The following is an 18077-nucleotide window of genomic DNA, read 5'->3' as shown; positions in this document are numbered from 1 at the left end:
GCGGCGCCGCGAACGACCGGTTACTGAACGCGCGGCAGCACTTCGAACTGGTGGAAGGGCGGCGGCGACGGCAGCGTCCATTCCAGCGTGGTGGCGCCGGCGCCCCACGGATTGGCCTCGGCCGCGCGCTTCTTCGCAAAGGCATCGACCACGCCGTAGATGAAGATCAAGACGCCGAAGCCCGAAACGTAGGAACCCAGCGACGACACCAGGTTCCAGCCCGCAAACGCGTCCGGATAGTCGACGTAGCGGCGCGGCATGCCTGACAGCCCGAGGAAGTGCTGCGGGAAGAACACGAGATTCACGCCGATGAAGGTGAACCAGAAGTGCAGCTTGCCGATGGTCTCCGAGTACATGTAGCCCGACATTTTCGGGAACCAGTAGTACCAGCCGGCGAAGATCGCGAACACGGCGCCAAGCGACAGCACGTAGTGGAAGTGCGCAACCACGTAGTAGGTTTCCTGCAGCACGCGGTCGACGCCGGCATTGGCCAGCACGACGCCGGTGACGCCGCCGACCGTGAACAGGAAGATGAAGCCGATCGCCCACAACATCGGTGTGCGGAACTCGATCGAGCCGCCCCACATCGTGGCGATCCAGGAGAAGATCTTCACGCCGGTCGGCACCGCGATCACCATGGTGGCGGCGACGAAATAGGCCTGCGTCGCCGAGGACATGCCGACGGTGTACATGTGGTGCGCCCACACCACGAAGCCGATGCCGCCGATCGCGACCATGGCGTAGGCCATGCCGAGATAGCCGAACACGGGCTTCTTTGAGAAGGTCGAGACGATCTGGCTGATCATGCCGAAGCCGGGCAGGATCAGGATGTACACTTCGGGATGACCGAAGAACCAGAACAGATGCTGGAACAGCAGAGGGTCGCCGCCGCCGTCGGCGGAGAAGAAGGTGGTGCCGAAATTGCGGTCGGTGAGCAGCATGGTGATGGCGCCGGCGAGCACCGGCAGCGACAACAGCAGCAGGAACACCGTCACCAGGATCGACCAGACGAACAGCGGCATCTTGTGCAGGGTCATGCCCGGCGCGCGCATGTTGAAGATCGTGGTGATGAAGTTGATGGCGCCGAGGATCGAGGAGGCGCCGGCCAGATGCAGCGACAGGATCGCGAAATCCACCGCCGGCCCCGGATGACCCGAGGTGGACAATGGCGCGTAGATGGTCCAGCCCGCACCGACGCCATTGGCGCCCGGCTCACCTTCGACGAAGGTCGACATCAGGAGCAGCGCGAAGGAGGCCGGCAGCAGCCAGAACGAAATGTTGTTCATGCGCGGGAACGCCATGTCGGGCGCGCCGATCATCAGCGGCACGAACCAGTTGCCGAAGCCGCCGATCATCGCCGGCATCACCATGAAGAAGATCATGATCAGGCCGTGCGAGGTCACGAACACATTGTAGGTATGGGATTCGTGGAAGAACTGGACGCCGGGATACATCAGCTCGATGCGGATCGCGATCGACATCGCCGCACCGATGACACCCGCGAAGATCGCGAAGATAAGGTACATCGTGCCGATGTCCTTATGGTTCGTCGAATAGACCCAGCGCCGCCATCCGGTCGGATTGGCATGGGCGTGGTCATCATGGGCGTGATCGTGGTGTGTCGCTGCGGTCGTTGCCATTTTGAAATCCTGCCTTGCAGTCCCTTTTCGGACCTTTTCAGGTCCCGTCGCCCTTGTCCCGTGCTTGTCCCTTGGCCGCGCCTTACTGCGCGGCCTGACCACCAGCCGAGGCGAACGTGTTCGCCGGGTTGGTCGCATATTTCTTCTGCGCCGCCTCAACCCAGGAAGCGAATTCCTGATCGGTCACCACCCGCACCGCGATCGGCATGAAGGCGTGGTCCTTGCCGCACAGTTCCGAGCACTGGCCGTAATACATGCCGACCTTGGTGGCCTTGAACCAGGTCTCGTTGAGACGGCCGGGGATCGAGTCGATCTTGATGCCGAACGACGGCACCGCGAACGCGTGAATGACGTCCGCGCCGGTGGTCTGGACCCGGATCACCTTGTTGACCGGCACCACCATCTCGTTGTCGACGCCGAGCAGGCGCGGCTGCTTGTCGGCCGCCATCAGCGAATCGAATTCGAACTTGCCGTTATCCGGATAGGCGTAGCTCCAGTACCACTGCTTGCCGGTGGCCTTTACCGTGAGGTCAGCCTTGGGAATGTCGAGCTGCTGGAACAAGAGGCGGAACGACGGCACCGCGATGGCGACCAGGATCAGCACCGGAATCAGCGTCCAGGCCACCTCGATCAGCGTGTGGTGGGTGGTCCTGGAGGGGACCGGATTGGCCTTGGCGTTGAACTTCACCACCACGATGACCAACAGCACCAGCACGAACAGGGTGATCAGCGTGATGAGCACCAGCAGCAAGTTATGGAAGCTGATGATGTTTTCCATCACGGGGGTCGCGGCTTCCTGCAGCGTCATTTCCCACGGCTTGGGCTGCGCCCCAAAAGCCGCCCCGCCGGCTGCGAGCGCCACGCCCGCCACCGTCAACCCCAGCAATCGCCGGCCCATCAGGCCACTCGACATCTTCATGCCGCTCGCGCTCCCTTGAATAAGTCCCCAAAGCATTTCAGCCGAATGGCCGGAAATGCCGCACGATCCGCCCTCACAAACGGCCTACCGGAGGTACTTTTGGAAGTACACCTTCAAAAGTACCTGCAACAGCATTGCTACAGTACCCTTGGCCTGATCGTTAGAACGCGTCGAAATCCCGCCTCTCAAACCATAATTCTAAGGCTCTCGCAATGCAGTAGTGGGGCGCAACGCCATGCGTCACCTGCTATTCGCCGGATGTCGGATTTTCCCGGCGAATCAGCAAAAACCCGCCATTTTGCAAGGCTTCGCCGCTTGACAGCCCGGTTGCCGGATGTAGGCACAGTCACGGCGCTCCCGAGCGGCCTGATTCGCGTGAGGCCAGGGGCGGTCCTCAGGCGGCGTGGATTGGCTGCGGGACTGCCTTCAAGGCGCCGTCATTGCGTATCAGTCCGGTAAGCTCAATCACAATGTGGTGCCGGCTTGGGCCGGAAATGTCGCCGGCGCTACCGGAAAGATAAAGATCAAGAGGACCGACCCGGATGGGGCGTTCGAAACATCAGGCGGGAATGCATCAGACGGGATTTGGCCAGGCAAGACTTGGCCAGGCAAGACTTGGCTTGGAACCGGCCCGCTGGCTCGGCGGCCTGCTCGCCGCAGCGTTCCTGCTCGGCCTGGCCCAGGCGGCCAGCGCCCAAGGCGCGGTGCGGTCGGTCCACGGCGACTGGCAGATCCGCTGCGACACCCCGCCCGGCGCCCAAGGCGAGCAATGCGCCCTGATCCAGAGCGTGGTCGCCGAAGACCGCTCCAACGCCGGCCTCACCGTGATCGTGCTCAAGACCGCCGACCAGAAGAGCAAGCTGATGCGGGTGGTGGCGCCCCTCGGCGTACTGCTGCCCTCCGGGCTTGGGCTGAAGCTCGACAACCAGGACGTTGGGCGGGCCGGGTTTGTCAGGTGCCTGCCGAATGGATGTGTGGCTGAGGTGGTGATGGATGAGAAGCTGCTCGGGCAGCTTCGGAGCGCCAAGACGGCGACGTTTATTATTTTTGAGACGCCCGAAGAGGGAATTGGGTTTCCGCTCAGTCTGAACGGGCTGGGTGAGGGGTATGACAAGCTGCCGTGAGCCGCCGACGCTAGATCAAGATGGGTTGGAGTCGAATCGATTCGCCGTTAGCGCGAAGCACGATCCCGTGTCCCGGACGCCGTGCAGATACTCTTCGGCGGTACACCGCAGGGCCGGGACACAAAATCGCGAAAACAACCCCATGCAAAGTAGAATGAGCCCCGCCCGCAGCACTTAGGCCGCTCGCGTCCGGGGCACGAGATGGTCCGTCGTCACGGCCCAATCTAATCTCCTCCTACTCCAGCCTCAAAGCCGGGTTCGTCTCGGTCACCCGCGCCCGGCACTGGCGTAGTAATCGAACAATCGGCCCGCTTCCTGCGAGAGCCAATCCGCTTCACCGGTAATGTAGCCTTCGACTTGCCCGGTGACGCCGAGCAGGAAGGAAATCGGCATGCCGTAAAGCGCGAACGGCGTGTCGACGCCGTCGCTTGCGCCGGCACGCACTACCAGTCCGCCGGGATCGAGGCCGATCGCGAGGTTGCGAAGCTTCAGTTTTTTCACGAAGGGCGCGACCAGCGATCGATCGCGATCGGTCGCGATGGCCACGACCGCAAGGTCGGCGCGGCCGTTTCTCGCGAGCCGATCCAGTATCGGCAGTTCAGTGCGGCAGGCCGGGCACCAGGTGGCCCAGAAATTGACGAGCACCACCTTGCCGCGGAAGGACGCCAGATTGAGCGCCGCTGCGCCGAGGCGCGGGATTGGCACCGCCGGGACCGGGCGGGCGCCACGAACCTCCGTGAACTGATGCCTGACGGTTGCGAATGGCGGCGGTCCGCCGGCCCGGGCGCGATCCGGCAACGCCGGCATCGCCAGCGAGGCGGCCGCACCCATCATGCCGGCGACGACGGTGCGGCGGTTCGGCCTGCGATACGACGTCATGTCTGATGTTCCGCTATGCAGCTCTGGGCCCATGCAGCTCTGGCCCATTTGTCACGACCGGATGTAGGACCAGCCGGCTTCCTGCAATTCGATGATGCGCCCGGGTCCGCTCGGCACGAGGTCGACGTTATCGAGCAGCGTAATTGGATGCCCCTCCTGGCGCTCCATGCCAAGCTTGGTCGCCTCGCAAACCACGAAACGGATGTTCGGATTGACCCCTCTCAGTATCCGCAGCATGTCCTTCACCGGTGAAGTATCGGCGCGAAGCATGTGAACGCCGGCGTTGTAGGCGACGACTTCGATCGTGAAGGCTTCGTTCCGCTCCTGATAGTATTTTGGAAGGTTGAGCGAGGTCGAGATCAGCGCCCGCATCGTGGTAGGGTCATCGGTATTGATCGGCAGCACCAGCCGATGCATCCGAACCGAAGCGGCAGGTTTCGGCTGCGGCTTTGAGTCCGCGGCCCCCGATCCTGTCAGCAACAGGGTCACGGTCAGCGGCGCCACGAAGGCCAGGATCAGCCTCATGGCAATCGTCAACTCGCGGCGAGGAAGGCGCATCGCAGCAGCCTCATGCGGTCTCGGCAAGCCATGCGATCTGACTCCGCTCCGCATAGGCGACCACAGCGTTCAGCGCCAGCAGAACAATGGCCGGCACCGCCGAGCCGCCGATGACGAATAAATGGGTGATCACCGCGCCGGTCATGATGCAGATCAGCAGCAACGCGCCGAGGGCAGCCTTCCGCGGCAGGAGCAGCAGGATCGCGCCGATGATTTCGAGACCGCCGGTGACATAGCGAAACCATTGTCCGAGCCCGATGTGCTCGAACTCGTCGACCAGCATCGGAACGCCATAGAGCTTCGCCCCGCCGGCCGCCACAAAGGCGAGCGCAAGCAATCCCCTGACGACCCACAAGGCGGCAGAGGTCCAGCGCGATCTGGCAGGCGCAACAATTGTCGACATCGAAAAACTCCTGGAATGGTGAAAGCGGCGGAGAGCCGTGCCGTCCGCCGACGGAGAAAGCCCTGAGGGGCTGTCAAACCCAAAATTCGGGACTAAGATGAAATTGACAAGTAGGATGATTTTTCTGGGGTAGCATGAAAAAGCAGACTAATGAGAATGAAGGGCAAGAATGCCCCTCTGAGCGGGCCAGAGCGCAGTTGCATCGGGCGCTTCGTCTGCTCTCAGGCAAGTGGAAGGGCGAAATCCTCTGGCAGCTTGTCGACGGCAAGCAGCGGTTCGGCCAATTGCGGCGCGCTATCCCCGACGTGACGCAGCACATGCTGACGACCCAGCTCCGCGACCTCGAAAGCGAGGGCCTGGTGAAGCGCACGGTGTTTCCCGAAGTGCCGCCACGCGTGGAATACGAGATGACCCCGGCGGCTCGGGCGTTGCGGCCAGTATTCGACGAACTGTTCCGCTGGGCCAATGCACACGCCAGGCCGGAGCCCGGTGCGGAGGTTGCCGGCAAGGCGGACAACAAGCTGCCGTGAAGGGGCTCCCCTTTCGGGGCTGTCATGACTATCTTTCAAGCCATCGTCGTTCCTGCGAACCATAACCACAGATGTCCATGTTGTAATGTGAACTCGCCACACGTCTGCGCTTACAATGCCGGCGCTTGTGGTTATGGTCCCTGCTTTCGCAGGGACGACGAAGCATTTTCGCTGAATCGGAGTCTGCATGACCAATCCCGCCACAACCTCCCTGCTCGACCGCGCCAATCTCGACCGCGATGCCGTCCGACGTGAGATTACGCGGGGGCTTGAGGGGGCCGACGACGGCGAGCTGTTCCTGGAATATGGCCAGACCGAAGCGCTGGGCTTCGACAATGGCCGTCTGAAGCAGGCGACCTATGACACCAGCCAGGGGTTTGGCCTCCGCGCGGTCAAGGACGACGCGGTCGGCTACGCGCATTCCTCCGACGTCTCGCTGCCGGCGCTGATCCGTGCCGCCGACGCCGTGGCCGCCGTGCGCGGCGGCTACAGCGGCAATTTTGCCGCGGCGCCGGCGCATACCAATGTGCAGCTCTATGGCGACGAGAATCCGCTGGATGCGCCGGGCTTCGAGGCCAAGGTAAAGCTGCTGGCCGAGATCGATGCCTATGTGCGCGACAAGGATCCGCGGGTGCGGCAGGCTTCCATCAGCCTGGGCGCCACCTGGCAGGTGGTGGAAATCCTGCGCCCCGACGGCGAGAGCTATCGCGACATCCGGCCCTTGGTGCGGGTCAATATTTCGGTGGTCGCAGGGCAAGGCGACCGGCAGGAGAGCGGCAGCAAGGGTTATGGCGGCCGCGAGGGCTATGCGCGGTTCATCGAGACCAAGGCGTGGCGCGAGGCAGCCGACGGTGCGATCCGCGAGGCGCTGGTCAATCTGGAATCGGTCCCCGCGCCTGCCGGTGAAATGGACGTGGTGCTGGGCGCCGGCTGGCCCGGCGTGATGCTGCATGAAGCCGTCGGTCATGGCCTCGAAGGCGACTTCAACCGCAAGCAGACCTCGGCCTTTGCAGGCCTGATGGGCAAGCAGGTCGCGGCCAAGGGCGTCACGGTCGTCGACGACGGCACCATGGCCTCGCGGCGTGGCTCTCTCTCCATCGACGACGAGGGCACGCCGACCAACCGCACCATGCTGATCGAGGACGGCATCCTCGTCGGCTACATGCAGGACCGGCAGAACGCGCGGCTGATGAACATGAAGCCGACCGGCAACGGCCGTCGCCAGAGCTACGCCCATGTGCCGATGCCGCGCATGACCAACACCTACATGCTGGCAGGGCAGCGCGATCCGGCGGAAATTCTGGCCTCCGTGAAGAACGGCATCTACGCCGCGAATTTCGGCGGCGGCCAGGTCGACATCACCTCGGGCAAATACGTGTTCCAGTGCACCGAGGCCTACAAGATCGAGAACGGCAAGCTCGGCGCGCCCCTGAAGGGCGCAATGCTGATCGGCAACGGGCCGACCGACCTGCATCGGATCACCATGGTCGGCAACGATCTGGCGCTCGATACCGGCATCGGCACCTGCGGCAAGAACGGCCAGGGCGTGCCTGTCGGCGTCGGCCAGCCGACGCTGCGGATGGAAAAGATCACGGTTGGAGGAACGGGCTAGTGAGCGACGAGAAGATGGTGAGCGACCGGAAGGAAAGCTCGATCGCCAAACCGGTGAGCTGGCGCGCGCAGGCCATGCAGTTGGCTGCGATCGTCGCCGTCGTGTTCGTTGCCAAGGGCGCGCTGGCCGAGCCGTTTTACGTGCCGTCCGGCTCGATGGAGCCGACGCTTCTGATCGGCGACGCGCTGCTGGCCTCGAAATTTCCCTACGGCTACGGCGCGGCGTCGCTGCCGATCCAGATCACGCTGCCGGAAACCGGCCGCGTGTTCGGCGATACGCCCAAGCGCGGCGACGTCGTCGTGTTCCGCTGGCCGGGCGACCGCTCGCAGGCCTGGGTCAAGCGCGTGGTGGGATTGCCGGGTGACCGCATCCAGATGCGTCAGGGCCAGCTCTTCATCAACGACCACGCCGCGGCGTTGAAGCCGGAAGGCGTCGGCCAGGCGGAAGACGATCGCGGCAACACGGAGCAGGCCTATCGCTTCGTCGAGACGCTGCCGAACGGCGTCAGCCACGCGATCTTCAAGATGCGCGACAATGGAAGGCTCGACAACACGCCCGAGGTGACGGTGCCGCCGGGCCAACTGTTCGTGCTCGGCGACAACAGGGACAATTCCGCCGACAGCCGTGTCGCGGTGCGCGACGGCGGCGTGGGGCTGCTGCCGATCGACAATCTGATCGGCCGGGCTGATGCCGTGGTCGGCTCGTGGGATCTCGGCATGCGTAGCCAGCCGGTGTGGACCTGGCTGTCGGGTTTTCGGCTGGCGCGGTTTTTTACGTCCGTGCATTGAGCGCGTAGAAGTAGGGTGGGCAAAGGCGCATTTGCGCCGTGCCCACCAACTCGCCAGCGATCAAGCTTATGGTGGGCACGCTTCGCTTTTGCCCACCCTACGGCACAATCCATGACTTTCGACGATGTCCGAAAAATCGCGCTGACATGGCCTGAGGTCGAAGACGGCACCTCTTACGGCACGCCGGCCTTGAAGGTGCGCAAGAAGATGCTGGCGCGGCTGAGGGAAGACGCCGACAGCCTGGTGATGCCGGGCGTGCCAAGGGACGAGCGCGAGATGCTGGTGGAAAGCCAGCCGAAGGTGTTTTACTTCACTGATCACTACCGCGATTATCCGATCGTGTTGATCCGCCTGTCGAAGGCCAGCCGCGCCACCGTCGAGCCGTTCCTGCGCCGGCACTGGCGCTCGCTGGCGTCGAAGAAGGCGGTGAAGGAATTCGACGCGAATTTGTAGGGTGGGCAAAGCGAAGCGTGCCCACCAATTTCCAATCGCGAAACAAGATGGTGGGCACGGCGCAAGCGCGCCTTTGCCCACCCTACGGCAGCTTGCCTATGGATAAAGACCAATTCCTCACCGCCGCCTTGCAAAATCGCGCCAACGAAATCATTGCCGAGGAACTGTTTCGGCTGGCGCTGCCGGATGCATGGCTGGTCTCCGGATGCCTGGTGCAAACGGTGTGGAACGTGCTGACGAAGCGCGCGATCGATTATGGCATCAACGATTACGACGTGTTCTATTTCGATCCCGATATGTCGTGGGAGGCGGAAGACAAGGTCATCCGCACGCTGGCCGAGCGTTTCGCCACACGCGGGATCAAGGTCGAGGCGCGCAACCAGGCGCGCGTTCATCTCTGGTACCCCGAGAAACATGGCCTGCCCTATCCGCCGCTGCGTCGCTCGACGCAAGGCATCGACCGATTCCTGACCAGGAACACGCAGATCGGAATCCGCCGCACGCGCGAGGCTTACGAGGTCTACGCGCCGAATGGCTGCGACGATATCGCCGCACTGATCGTGCGGCCCAATCCCGGCGCGAATTTTTCCGCGGCGAATTACGAAGCGAAGGTGCAACGATGGAAGGCGCTGTGGCCGGAGATCACGGTGCTGCCGGCGGATTCGGCCTGATCACCGGCGCCACTAGAACGAGGTCGTCAAATCCGTCAGCCATTGCGGTGAGGCATCGACCAGCGCGGCCTCGATTTTCTTGTCCGTACCGCTGACGATCGCAGCGCCAATCAGAATAAATGCGGCTCCGAGCAAGCCCTTGCCGAGCTTTCCCGCTGACAACAGGCCGGAGCGGACGCGCATCAGGGAGGCGCGCGACAGCAATCCCAGCAAAACCAGCGGCACCCCGGCACCGATGCCGAAGACCGCCATCGTCAATCCGACCTGCGGCAGGTCGCGGCCCTGCGAGGCCAGCAGCGACGCCGCACCAAGCGTCGGTCCAACGCAAGGCGACCAGACGGCGCCGAGCAGGAGGCCGATGGCAAACTGTCCGGCGAGGCCCGAGGAGGCAAAACCGCCGAGGCGCTGATCGGCCCAACCGGCCACCGGCCCGCCGGCCGCCGCGAGCCTCGCTTGCCAGGAGGGAACGAGCAGCACCGCACCCAGCGCGATCATGATCGCTGCGGCAGCCATGCGGAAGATTCCGGCATCGATGCCGAGGCCGAATCCGACCAGCGCAAGCAGCAAGCCAAGCAAGGTAAAAGAGATTGCGAGGCCCGCTGCCAGCGCAAACGCGCCGAACGCGTGCGCGGCGACGGCAGCGCCGAGCACGATCGGCACCAGCGGCAACACACAGGGCGACAGGATCGAAAGCAGTCCAGCCACGAAGGCCAGCGCGAGGGCGCTCACGGCAGCTCAGAGGCTCTTGTCGAGCAGCGCCGCGATCGAGGGCTGCTTGGTATCGCCGACGGAACGGCCCTTCTCGGCGGATCCCTTGAACACGATCAGCGTCGACTGCATCTGGGCGCCGAATTGCTTCACCACCGGTTTCATCGTGTCGAAATCGACCCGGAATACCTTCAAGTCCTTGAACTTCGGATCCGCCGTCAGCTTGTCGAGGATAGGTCCCTGCGCCTTGCAGGTCGGGCACCAGTCGGCATGGATTTCGACCAGGATCGGGCCGCCCGCGGCCTGGGCCGCCTTGAAGGCCTCCGCCGAGAACGGAATGGGCGTGCCGGCCAGAGCCGGCGACAGCGAACCGGCGAGCGCCAGACCGGCCGCGACAACGGCACCGCCAAAGAACCTCCGCGAGAATTTCATCATGATCTCCCTGAATACGCGCAGCCAGATGCGCTCGACCGGAACGAACAGTTCCAGTGCGCATGCCAATTACGTCGCAGGGCCTGAAATGTTACCGCACCACCCCGGAAATAAACCCCGCCTTCCGCCGCGGCGGCTTGATGTCTTTCTTCAGGAAGCAGTGCGCCTCCTTGCCGGCGTAGCCGGGCCGGGCATAGGTCCAGGCGCGGCATTTGTTGTCGGCGGCGCAGGCGGCCTTGCAGGCGTCGTCGCCGTCGCCGCTCTTGAGATCAAAACTCTTGTAGTCGCCGCCGAAGCGGTCGATCGAGGTTTCGGTTGTCTCGTTGCGCCGTTCGACCACGCCGGCGCCGCGCACGCCCGAGACGCAGCAATCGCTCTGTACCCGCGCCGGCACGTTGCTCTTGAGCCAGCATACCGCGCCCTTGGTCAGGTCGGTCGGATAGCTGAAGGTCCAGGCACGGCAGCGGCGGTCGCGCTCGCACACCAGCGCGCATTCCGCCGGATCGCCCGAGATCACGGGCGAGCTGAGATAATCGCCGCCGGGACGGTCGAAATTGGCCTGCGCCAGCGCCGGGCGCGCGCCTACGGCCGCCGCCAAAAAGGCGAGCGTCACCATACACGCCCTGAGCAGGCGAACAGTCCCCATGCAAGGTTGCTTTCGAGTACGTTGCTTTCGAGTATGCGCTTCCAGCGCGGGATGGCTTTTCTTCTAAAAGCCGTCCCGCCCCAGCCCTTTGATTCGAGCATGATTTCCTTGGAAGACCGGCACCGGTCTTCGTTCGCGACAAACGCGAAAAACGCGTTTGCGCGGAGATCATGCTCCATCCGGCCGTCATTTGAGCGCCATCAACCTGTACGGTGGATGAACGGCCCAAAGGTTAAGCAACCCGTTAAATTAAAACGCGTATTCCTGATAGACGGGCTCCACGGAACCGCCCCACTCGCCGTTGAATTTGTCGAGCATTTCTTCCGCCGGCGTGCGGCCCGATTCGAGGATGCGCTCCAGCGGTTCGAGGTAACGGCTCTCGTCGCGGCCGGAATGATCGACGCGGCCACGCCGCCGCAAGCCGGCATGCGACAGCTTCAGGCATTCCCGGGCGATTTCGAACAGATAACGGTCCTTGATCCTGGCCTTGAAGCCGAAGCGCGGCACGTCGTCGCGTAGCGCCTGACGCTCCGGCGCGGTCCAGTGACTGACCAGCTCCCAGGCCTCGTTCAGGCTTTCGTCGTCATACAGCAGCCCGACCCAGAACGCCGGCAGCGCCGGCAGCCGGCCCCATGGCACGCCGTCCGCACCGCGCATTTCCAGGTAACGCTTGAGGCGGACTTCCGGGAAAATCGTCGACAGATGGTTGGCCCAGTCCGACAAGGTCGGACGCTCGCCAGGCAGTGAGTTGTTGCGGCCCTCGAAGAAGGCGCGGAACGAGGAACCTGCGACGTCGATATAGGTGTCGCCGCGCTTGACGAAGTACATGGGAACGTCGAGCGCATAGTCGACCCAGCGCTCGAACCCCATGCCGTCCTCGAACACCCACGGCAACATGCCGGAGCGCGCGTTATCGGTGTCGCGCCAGATCTCGGAGCGGAACGACAGGTACCCATTGGACTTGCCTTCGGTGAAGGGCGAGTTGGCAAACAGGGCGGTCGCCACCGGCTGCAGCGCAATCGACACGCGCAGCTTCTTGACCATGTCGGCTTCCGAAGAGAAGTCGAGATTGGTCTGCACCGTGCAGGTCCGGTACATCATGTCGATGCCATATTGCCCGACCTTCGGCATGTAGTTGCTCATGATCTTGTAGCGGCCCTTGGGCATCACGGGAATCTGCTCCCGCGACCACGACGGCGTCATGCCGAGCCCGAGAAAGCCGATCCCAAGGGGCGTCGCGATCTCGCGCACCTGCGCCAGATGCGCCATCAGCTCGGCCTGGGTCTGGTGCACGTTTTCGACCGGCGCCCCCGACAACTCGAACTGCCCGCCCGGCTCCAGCGAAATCGCGCCGCCGCCGGTAACGTCGTAGAGCCCGATGATGTTGCCACGCTCCATGATCGGCTCCCAGCCGAGCAGGAGCTGCATACCTTCGAGCAGCGCGCCGATGCCGCGCGCGCCCTTGTATGGCACGGGCTGACGGCCCTCCAGCGTGAACGGGGTCTTCTCGTGTTCGGTACCGATGCGGAACTCGGACGGCGGCTTGCAGCCGGCCTCGAACCACGTGACGAGTTCGTCACGCGATTGCAGCGGCGTCATATCGATCTGGTCACGCGCCATGAAAAAATCCGGATATCTGGCGATTCGACCGAACGCGCCTTATGGCCAAGGGAATGCGGACGGCATCGTCCGCAACAACGAAACATATCAGAGTTGTCATCGCGCCGGCACGCCGTCGCGGGCAGCGGCGGCCTTGACGTCGGAGCAGGAGCAGCCCAGCCGGTCGAGCAGACCGCAAAGCTTCATGGCGTCGGCATCCGACAGTTTGGAGCCGACGTGCTTTTCGATCGCCGCCGAATAGGCGTTCCACATTTTCTTTTGCAGCTCGCGCCCGGCTTCCGTGATCTCCACGAACTGGCCGCGCTTGTCGATCTTGCATTCACGCCGCGCCGCCAGGCCCTCGTCCACCAGGCGGTCGATCAGCCGCGAGGTCGAATATTGCGGGATCAGCATCTGCTTTTCCAGTTCCACCGGGCGCATCTCGCCGGACGGCGCACGCGACAGTTCCAGCAGCGCGTCATACCAGGCCAGCGGCGGAAAGCCCGCTTTCTTCAAATCCTGCTCGACGGCATCGAGCACCCGGCTCTGCACCCGCATCAGGCGGATCCAGGCGGCGGTCGCCTCGGTCGATGGTTTGCGTTTCATCATCCAGTCCGTATCTGTCACAGATCAGTGTACCGCACTAAATGCAGCTGCATCAATCTTGACTATTACATGCAAATGCATTTAGTCACTCCACCCGATAATGATAATATCGAGGGAAGGAAAAGCCGATGAAACTGTATTATACGCCAGGCGCCTGCTCGCTATCCCCCCATATCGCGCTCCTCGAGGCCGGTCTGCCCTATGACCTGGTCAAGGTCGACCTGCGCACCAAGAAGCTGGAGAACGGTGACGACTTTTTGAAGGTCAACCCGAAGGGCCAGGTGCCGGTACTGGCGCTCGATTCGGGCGAACTGGTCACCGAGGGGCCGGTCATCGTCCAGATGATCGCCGACAAGGCCGCGGCTAAGAACCTCGCGCCCGCCCGCGATAGCGCCGAGCGCTACAAGCTCCTGGAGTGGCTCAACTTCATCACCACGGAACTGCACAAGAGTTTCGGCCCGATGTTCTCGCCGGCGCTGGCCGACGAGGCCAAGGCGTTCTTCAAGGACCGGGTGATGGGCAAATTCAAGTATGTCGAGAGCCAGCTTGCGGGGCGCGACTATTTGATGGGCAGCCAGTTCACCGTCGCCGACGGCTATCTGTTCACGATGCTGTCCTGGGCGGACGGGATGAAGTTCGACCTGTCCGGCATGCCGAACCTGCTGGCCTACAAGGCCCGCGTCGCCGCCCGCCCGAAAGTGCAGGAAGCGTTGACCAAGGAAGGCCTGATGAAGGCGGCGTGAGATTTTCAACGATGGAATGCGAAAGGGCCGGATCGATGATCCGGCCCTTTTTGTTTACGTCATTGCGAGCGAAGCGAAGCAATCCATATCGCGGCATAACGGATGGATGGATTGCTTCGTCGCTACGCTCCCTTGCGCAAACGCTTCGCGTTTGTCGCAGGCAATGACGGGGTTGGCTACTTGGCCACCTTACGCCGCCTTCTTCGGCGGGAAGCGGCCGTAGAAGGTCTCGCCGCTGGCCGCCATGTCTTCCAACAGCTTTGGCGGGGTGAAGCGCGAGCCGTATTTGGCCTCGAGCTTATGGCAGAGCTCGACGAACTTCCGGGTGCCCATGAAATCGATATAGGACAGCGTGCCGCCGGTGAACGGCGCAAAGCCGAAGCCTAAGATCGAGCCGACATCGGCCTCGCGCGGATCGGTGATGACGTGATCCTCGACCGTGCGCGCGGCTTCCACCGCCTGCACCACCAGAAAACGCTGCTTCAGCTCCTCGATATCGAGCGTATCCGGATCGAGCTGCTTGGGCTGCAGCGCCGACAGGCCCGGCCACAGGCTCTTCTGGCCCTTGCCCTTCTCGGGATAGTCGTAAAAGCCCTTGCTGTTCTTGCGCCCCAAGCGCCCCTGCTTTTCGACCAGTTCCACCATCAGCTTCTTCTGATCCGGGTTGATGGAATTGGGACCAAGATCGGCTTCGGTTGCCTTGATAACCTTGAGGCCGAGGTCGAGGGCGACTTCATCGGACAGCGACAGCGGACCGACCGGCATGCCGGCCATCTTGGCGCAGTTCTCGATCATCGCCGGCGGCACGCCTTCGAGGAACATCTCGTTGCCTTCGGCGATATAACGGCCGACGCAGCGGTTGGCGTAGAAGCCGCGCGAATCATTGACGACGATCGGCGTCTTGCCGATCACCCGGACATAGTCGAGCGCGGCGGCGAGCGCGACGTCGCCGGTGTTCTTGCCGAGGATGATTTCGACCAGCATCATCTTCTCGACCGGCGAGAAGAAGTGGATGCCGACGAACTTGCCCTGCTCCTTGAAGCTTTCCGCCAGCGAGGTGATCGGCAGCGTCGAGGTGTTGGAAGCGAAGATCGCATCCGCCCTGAGGTATTGCTGCGCCTTGGCAAAGGTATCCGCCTTGACCTTGCGGTCCTCGAACACGGCCTCGATGACGAGGTCGCAATCCCCGAGCGTGGCGTAGTCAGCGGTCGGCGTGATGCGCGCCAGCAGCTCGTCGCGGTCAGTGGCCTTGGCGCGGCCCTTGGCGACCTGCTCGTCGATCACCTTCTGCGCATGCGCCTTGCCCTTGTCGGCGCTCTCCTGGTCGCGGTCGATCAGGACCACGTCGAGGCCGGCGCGGGCCGAGACGTAGCCGACGCTGGCGCCCATGAAGCCGGCGCCGATCACGGCGACCTTCTTGATCCTGGTCGGCGGCACGCTTTGCGGACGCCGGGCACCCTTGTTCAGCTCCTGCATCGACAGGAACAGGCTGCGGATCATCGCCGCGGCTTCCTTGGAACGCAGGACTTTCGTGAAGTAACGCGACTCGACGCGCAGCGCGGCGTCGATCGGCAACTGCAGGCCCTCATAGACGCAGCTCATGATGGCGCGCGCGGCCGGATAATTGTCGTAGGTCTCGCGGCGATAGATGGCGTTGCCGGCCGGGAACATCATCATGCCGTTCTTGGAGAACACCGGACCGCCCGGCAGCTTGAAGCCCTTCTCGTCCCAGGGCGCGACGGCCTTGCCGCCGCCCTTGATCCAGTCCTTGGCCGCCTTGACCAGTTCGGAAGCCGGCACGATGGCGTGGATCAAATTGAGCGCCTTGGCCTTGTCGACCGTGACCGGATCGCCCTTGAGCAGGATCGTCATCGCATCCTGCGGCGGCACGAGGCGCGGCACGCGCTGGGTGCCGCCGGCGCCGGGGAACAGGCCGACCTTCACTTCGGGCAGGCCGAGGCGGGTCTTGGGATTTTCAGCCGCAACACGGTAATGGCACGACAGCGTCACCTCAAAGCCGCCGCCCAGCGCCAGCCCGTTGATCGCGGCCGCCCACGGCTTGCCGCAGGTTTCGATGCCGCGCAGCACCAGCGAAAAGCGCCGGCTCTGGTCGAACAGCATCTGGTTGGCGGCGACCTCACCCTTTTCCTTGAAGACCTTGGCGTACTCCTTGTTCATACCTTCGAGCATGGAAAGGTCGGCGCCGGCGCAGAACGCTTCCTTGCTCGAGGTGATGACGACGCCCTTCACCGCGGCATCGGCTGTGGTCTGCTTCAATATCTCTTCGAGCTCGGTGGTCGAGGTCTCATCCAGCACGTTCATCGAACGTCCGGGGATGTCCCAGGTGACGAGCGCAATGCCGTCAGCGTCGGTCTCTACCTTGAAATTCTTGAAGGCCATGTTGGTTGCTCCCTCGGTGCCGGCAGCCGATGTCAGGCGCGGCGGTTGACTTGGATTTCGTAGGGTGGGCAAAGCGCAGCGTGCCCACCATTCCCAGCGGAGTTCGTGATGGTGGGCACGCTTCGCTTTGCCCACCCTACGAATTGCGTCGCGTCACACCCGCTCGATGATCGTCGCGGTCCCCATGCCGCCGCCGATGCACAGCGTCACCAGCGCGGTGGACTTGTTGGTGCGCTCGAGCTCGTCGAGCACGGTGCCGAGGATCATGGCCCCGGTCGCGCCGAGCGGATGGCCGAGCGCGATCGCGCCGCCATTGACGTTGATCTTCGCATTGTCGATGTCGAACGCCTGGATGTAGCGCAGCACGACGGAAGCAAAGGCTTCGTTGAGCTCGAACAGGTCGATGTCCGACTTCTTCATGCCGGACCGCTCGAACAGCTTTTCGGTGACGTCGACCGGCCCGGTCAGCATCATCGCGGGCTCCGAGCCGATATTGGCAAAGGCGCGGATCTTTGCACGCGGCTTCAGGCCATGTTTCGCACCCGCTTCCTTGCTGCCAAGCAGCACCGCGCCGGCGCCATCGACGATGCCGGAGGAGTTGCCGGCATGGTGGACGTAATTGACGCGCTCGATTTCCGGATGCGACTGGATCGCCACCGCATCGAAACCGCCCATCTGGCCAACCACGGTGAACGCCGGCTGCAGTTGCGCCAGCGACTGCATGGTCGTGGTCGGGCGCATGTGCTCGTCCTTGGCCAGGATGGTGAGGCCGTTGACGTCCTTCACCGGCACCACCGACTTGTTGAAGCGGCCCTCGTCCCAGGCCTTGGCGGCGCGCTGCTGGCTTTGCACGGCGTAGGCGTCGACGTCATCGCGCGAGAAACCGTATTTGGTCGCGATCAGATCAGCCGAGACGCCCTGCGGCATGAAATAGGAAGGCACCGCCATCGAGGGATCCATCGGCCAGGCGCCGCCGGACGCGCCGATGCCGACGCGGCTCATCGATTCGGCGCCGCCGCCGATCACGAGCTCATGCTGGCCGGCCATGATCTGAGCGGCGGCGAAATTCACGGCGTCGAGGCCGGAGGCGCAGAAGCGGCTGATCTGCACGCCGGGGACGGATTCGCCGAGGCCTGCCTTCAGCGCCGCGAAGCGCGCGATGTCTGAGCCCGCCTCGCCGACTGGATCGACCACGCCGAGGATGACGTCGTCGACGACGTCTTCGGCCAGATTGTTGCGCTCCTTCAGCGCCTGCAGCGGCACCGTCGCCAGCGCCAGCGCGGTGACCTCGTGGAGCGCGCCATCGGCCTTGCCGCGGCCGCGCGGGGTGCGAACGTGATCGTAGATATATGCCTCAGGCATGACG

Annotated in this window: 19 protein-coding genes; 7 read left to right on the top strand and 12 right to left on the bottom strand. The window is 63.5% G+C overall.

Annotated elements, in window-relative coordinates; genetic code table 11:
• Positions 1-20 precede the first annotated feature (20 nt).
• Positions 21-1640 carry a cytochrome c oxidase subunit I gene (ctaD, locus tag V1294_RS06525; RefSeq protein WP_334495907.1) on the bottom strand — a complete coding sequence of 540 codons (1620 nt, stop codon included), beginning with the start codon at positions 1638-1640 and terminating at the stop codon, positions 21-23.
• Between the two features lie 82 nt (positions 1641-1722).
• Complete coding sequence (gene coxB / locus V1294_RS06520) at positions 1723-2559, bottom strand: cytochrome c oxidase subunit II (protein ID WP_334495905.1); 837 nt, start codon at positions 2557-2559, stop codon at positions 1723-1725.
• 620 nt (positions 2560-3179) lie between these two features.
• Between coxB and V1294_RS06515 the strand changes: the two genes are divergently transcribed.
• Complete coding sequence (locus V1294_RS06515) at positions 3180-3683, top strand: invasion associated locus B family protein (RefSeq protein ID WP_442895322.1); 504 nt, start codon at positions 3180-3182, stop codon at positions 3681-3683.
• A 267-nt stretch (positions 3684-3950) separates the two neighbouring features.
• Here V1294_RS06515 and V1294_RS06510 read toward each other — a convergent pair whose 3' ends face one another.
• Genes V1294_RS06510 through V1294_RS06500 form a run of 3 tightly spaced genes read right to left on the bottom strand, consistent with a single transcriptional unit; the run spans position 3951 to position 5523 of the window.
• On the bottom strand, positions 3951-4562 hold the full coding sequence (locus V1294_RS06510) for a TlpA family protein disulfide reductase (RefSeq protein WP_334495903.1): 612 nt from the start codon (positions 4560-4562) through the stop codon (positions 3951-3953).
• Positions 4563-4613: 51 nt separating this feature from the next.
• The gene (locus V1294_RS06505) at positions 4614-5120 is read right to left on the bottom strand and encodes a DsrE family protein (protein ID WP_334495901.1); all 507 of its coding nucleotides are present in this window, start codon (positions 5118-5120) and stop codon (positions 4614-4616) included.
• Between the two features lie 10 nt (positions 5121-5130).
• On the bottom strand, positions 5131-5523 hold the full coding sequence (locus V1294_RS06500) for a DoxX family protein (RefSeq protein WP_334495899.1): 393 nt from the start codon (positions 5521-5523) through the stop codon (positions 5131-5133).
• A gap of 134 nt (positions 5524-5657) precedes the next feature.
• On the opposite strand from V1294_RS06500, the gene V1294_RS06495 reads away from it, so the two are divergent.
• The 5 genes from V1294_RS06495 to V1294_RS06475 all read left to right on the top strand — a co-directional run bounded on the left by V1294_RS06495 (position 5658) and on the right by V1294_RS06475 (position 9577).
• Positions 5658-6053 carry a winged helix-turn-helix transcriptional regulator gene (locus V1294_RS06495; protein WP_334495897.1) on the top strand — a complete coding sequence of 132 codons (396 nt, stop codon included), beginning with the start codon at positions 5658-5660 and terminating at the stop codon, positions 6051-6053.
• Between the two features lie 187 nt (positions 6054-6240).
• Positions 6241-7665, top strand: a complete 1425-nt coding sequence (gene tldD, locus V1294_RS06490; RefSeq protein ID WP_334495896.1) for a metalloprotease TldD — start codon at positions 6241-6243, stop codon at positions 7663-7665.
• A gap of 14 nt (positions 7666-7679) precedes the next feature.
• Positions 7680-8453: a signal peptidase I gene (lepB, locus tag V1294_RS06485; RefSeq protein WP_442895430.1), complete on the top strand. Its 774-nt coding sequence runs from the start codon at positions 7680-7682 to the stop codon at positions 8451-8453.
• Positions 8454-8564: 111 nt separating this feature from the next.
• On the top strand, positions 8565-8906 hold the full coding sequence (locus tag V1294_RS06480; RefSeq protein WP_334495893.1) for an MmcQ/YjbR family DNA-binding protein: 342 nt from the start codon (positions 8565-8567) through the stop codon (positions 8904-8906).
• 98 nt (positions 8907-9004) lie between these two features.
• Positions 9005-9577, top strand: a complete 573-nt coding sequence (locus tag V1294_RS06475) for a nucleotidyltransferase family protein (RefSeq protein ID WP_334495891.1) — start codon at positions 9005-9007, stop codon at positions 9575-9577.
• A gap of 12 nt (positions 9578-9589) precedes the next feature.
• Here V1294_RS06475 and V1294_RS06470 read toward each other — a convergent pair whose 3' ends face one another.
• The 5 genes from V1294_RS06470 to V1294_RS06450 form a co-directional block, all read right to left on the bottom strand.
• Entirely contained in the window at positions 9590-10306 is a 717-nt protein-coding gene (locus tag V1294_RS06470) for a cytochrome c biogenesis CcdA family protein (RefSeq protein ID WP_334495889.1), read from the bottom strand.
• 6 nt (positions 10307-10312) lie between these two features.
• On the bottom strand, positions 10313-10717 hold the full coding sequence (locus V1294_RS06465; protein ID WP_334504527.1) for a thioredoxin family protein: 405 nt from the start codon (positions 10715-10717) through the stop codon (positions 10313-10315).
• A 91-nt stretch (positions 10718-10808) separates the two neighbouring features.
• Positions 10809-11333 carry a PAN domain-containing protein gene (locus tag V1294_RS06460; protein WP_442895429.1) on the bottom strand — a complete coding sequence of 175 codons (525 nt, stop codon included), beginning with the start codon at positions 11331-11333 and terminating at the stop codon, positions 10809-10811.
• Between the two features lie 279 nt (positions 11334-11612).
• Entirely contained in the window at positions 11613-12983 is a 1371-nt protein-coding gene (locus V1294_RS06455) for a glutamate--cysteine ligase (RefSeq protein ID WP_334495885.1), read from the bottom strand.
• Between the two features lie 96 nt (positions 12984-13079).
• Positions 13080-13568 (bottom strand): MarR family winged helix-turn-helix transcriptional regulator, encoded by a 489-nt coding sequence (locus V1294_RS06450; RefSeq protein ID WP_334495883.1) that lies wholly within the window; start codon positions 13566-13568, stop codon positions 13080-13082.
• A 128-nt stretch (positions 13569-13696) separates the two neighbouring features.
• Between V1294_RS06450 and gstA the strand changes: the two genes are divergently transcribed.
• The gene (gstA, locus tag V1294_RS06445) at positions 13697-14311 is read left to right on the top strand and encodes a glutathione transferase GstA (RefSeq protein ID WP_334495880.1); all 615 of its coding nucleotides are present in this window, start codon (positions 13697-13699) and stop codon (positions 14309-14311) included.
• 189 nt (positions 14312-14500) lie between these two features.
• On the opposite strand, the gene V1294_RS06440 is transcribed toward gstA, so the two are convergent.
• Both V1294_RS06440 and V1294_RS06435 read right to left on the bottom strand, forming a co-directional pair.
• The gene (locus tag V1294_RS06440) at positions 14501-16711 is read right to left on the bottom strand and encodes an FAD-dependent oxidoreductase (RefSeq protein ID WP_334495878.1); all 2211 of its coding nucleotides are present in this window, start codon (positions 16709-16711) and stop codon (positions 14501-14503) included.
• 153 nt (positions 16712-16864) lie between these two features.
• Positions 16865-18073 (bottom strand): acetyl-CoA C-acetyltransferase, encoded by a 1209-nt coding sequence (locus V1294_RS06435; RefSeq protein ID WP_334495876.1) that lies wholly within the window; start codon positions 18071-18073, stop codon positions 16865-16867.
• Between the last annotated feature and the right edge of the window lie 4 nt (positions 18074-18077).

Origin of the sequence: Bradyrhizobium sp. AZCC 1678 (assembly GCF_036924765.1) — a bacterium.
In the GTDB taxonomy this organism is placed as follows: domain Bacteria; phylum Pseudomonadota; class Alphaproteobacteria; order Rhizobiales; family Xanthobacteraceae; genus Bradyrhizobium; species Bradyrhizobium algeriense.
This window is presented reverse-complemented; position numbering and strand designations above follow the sequence as displayed.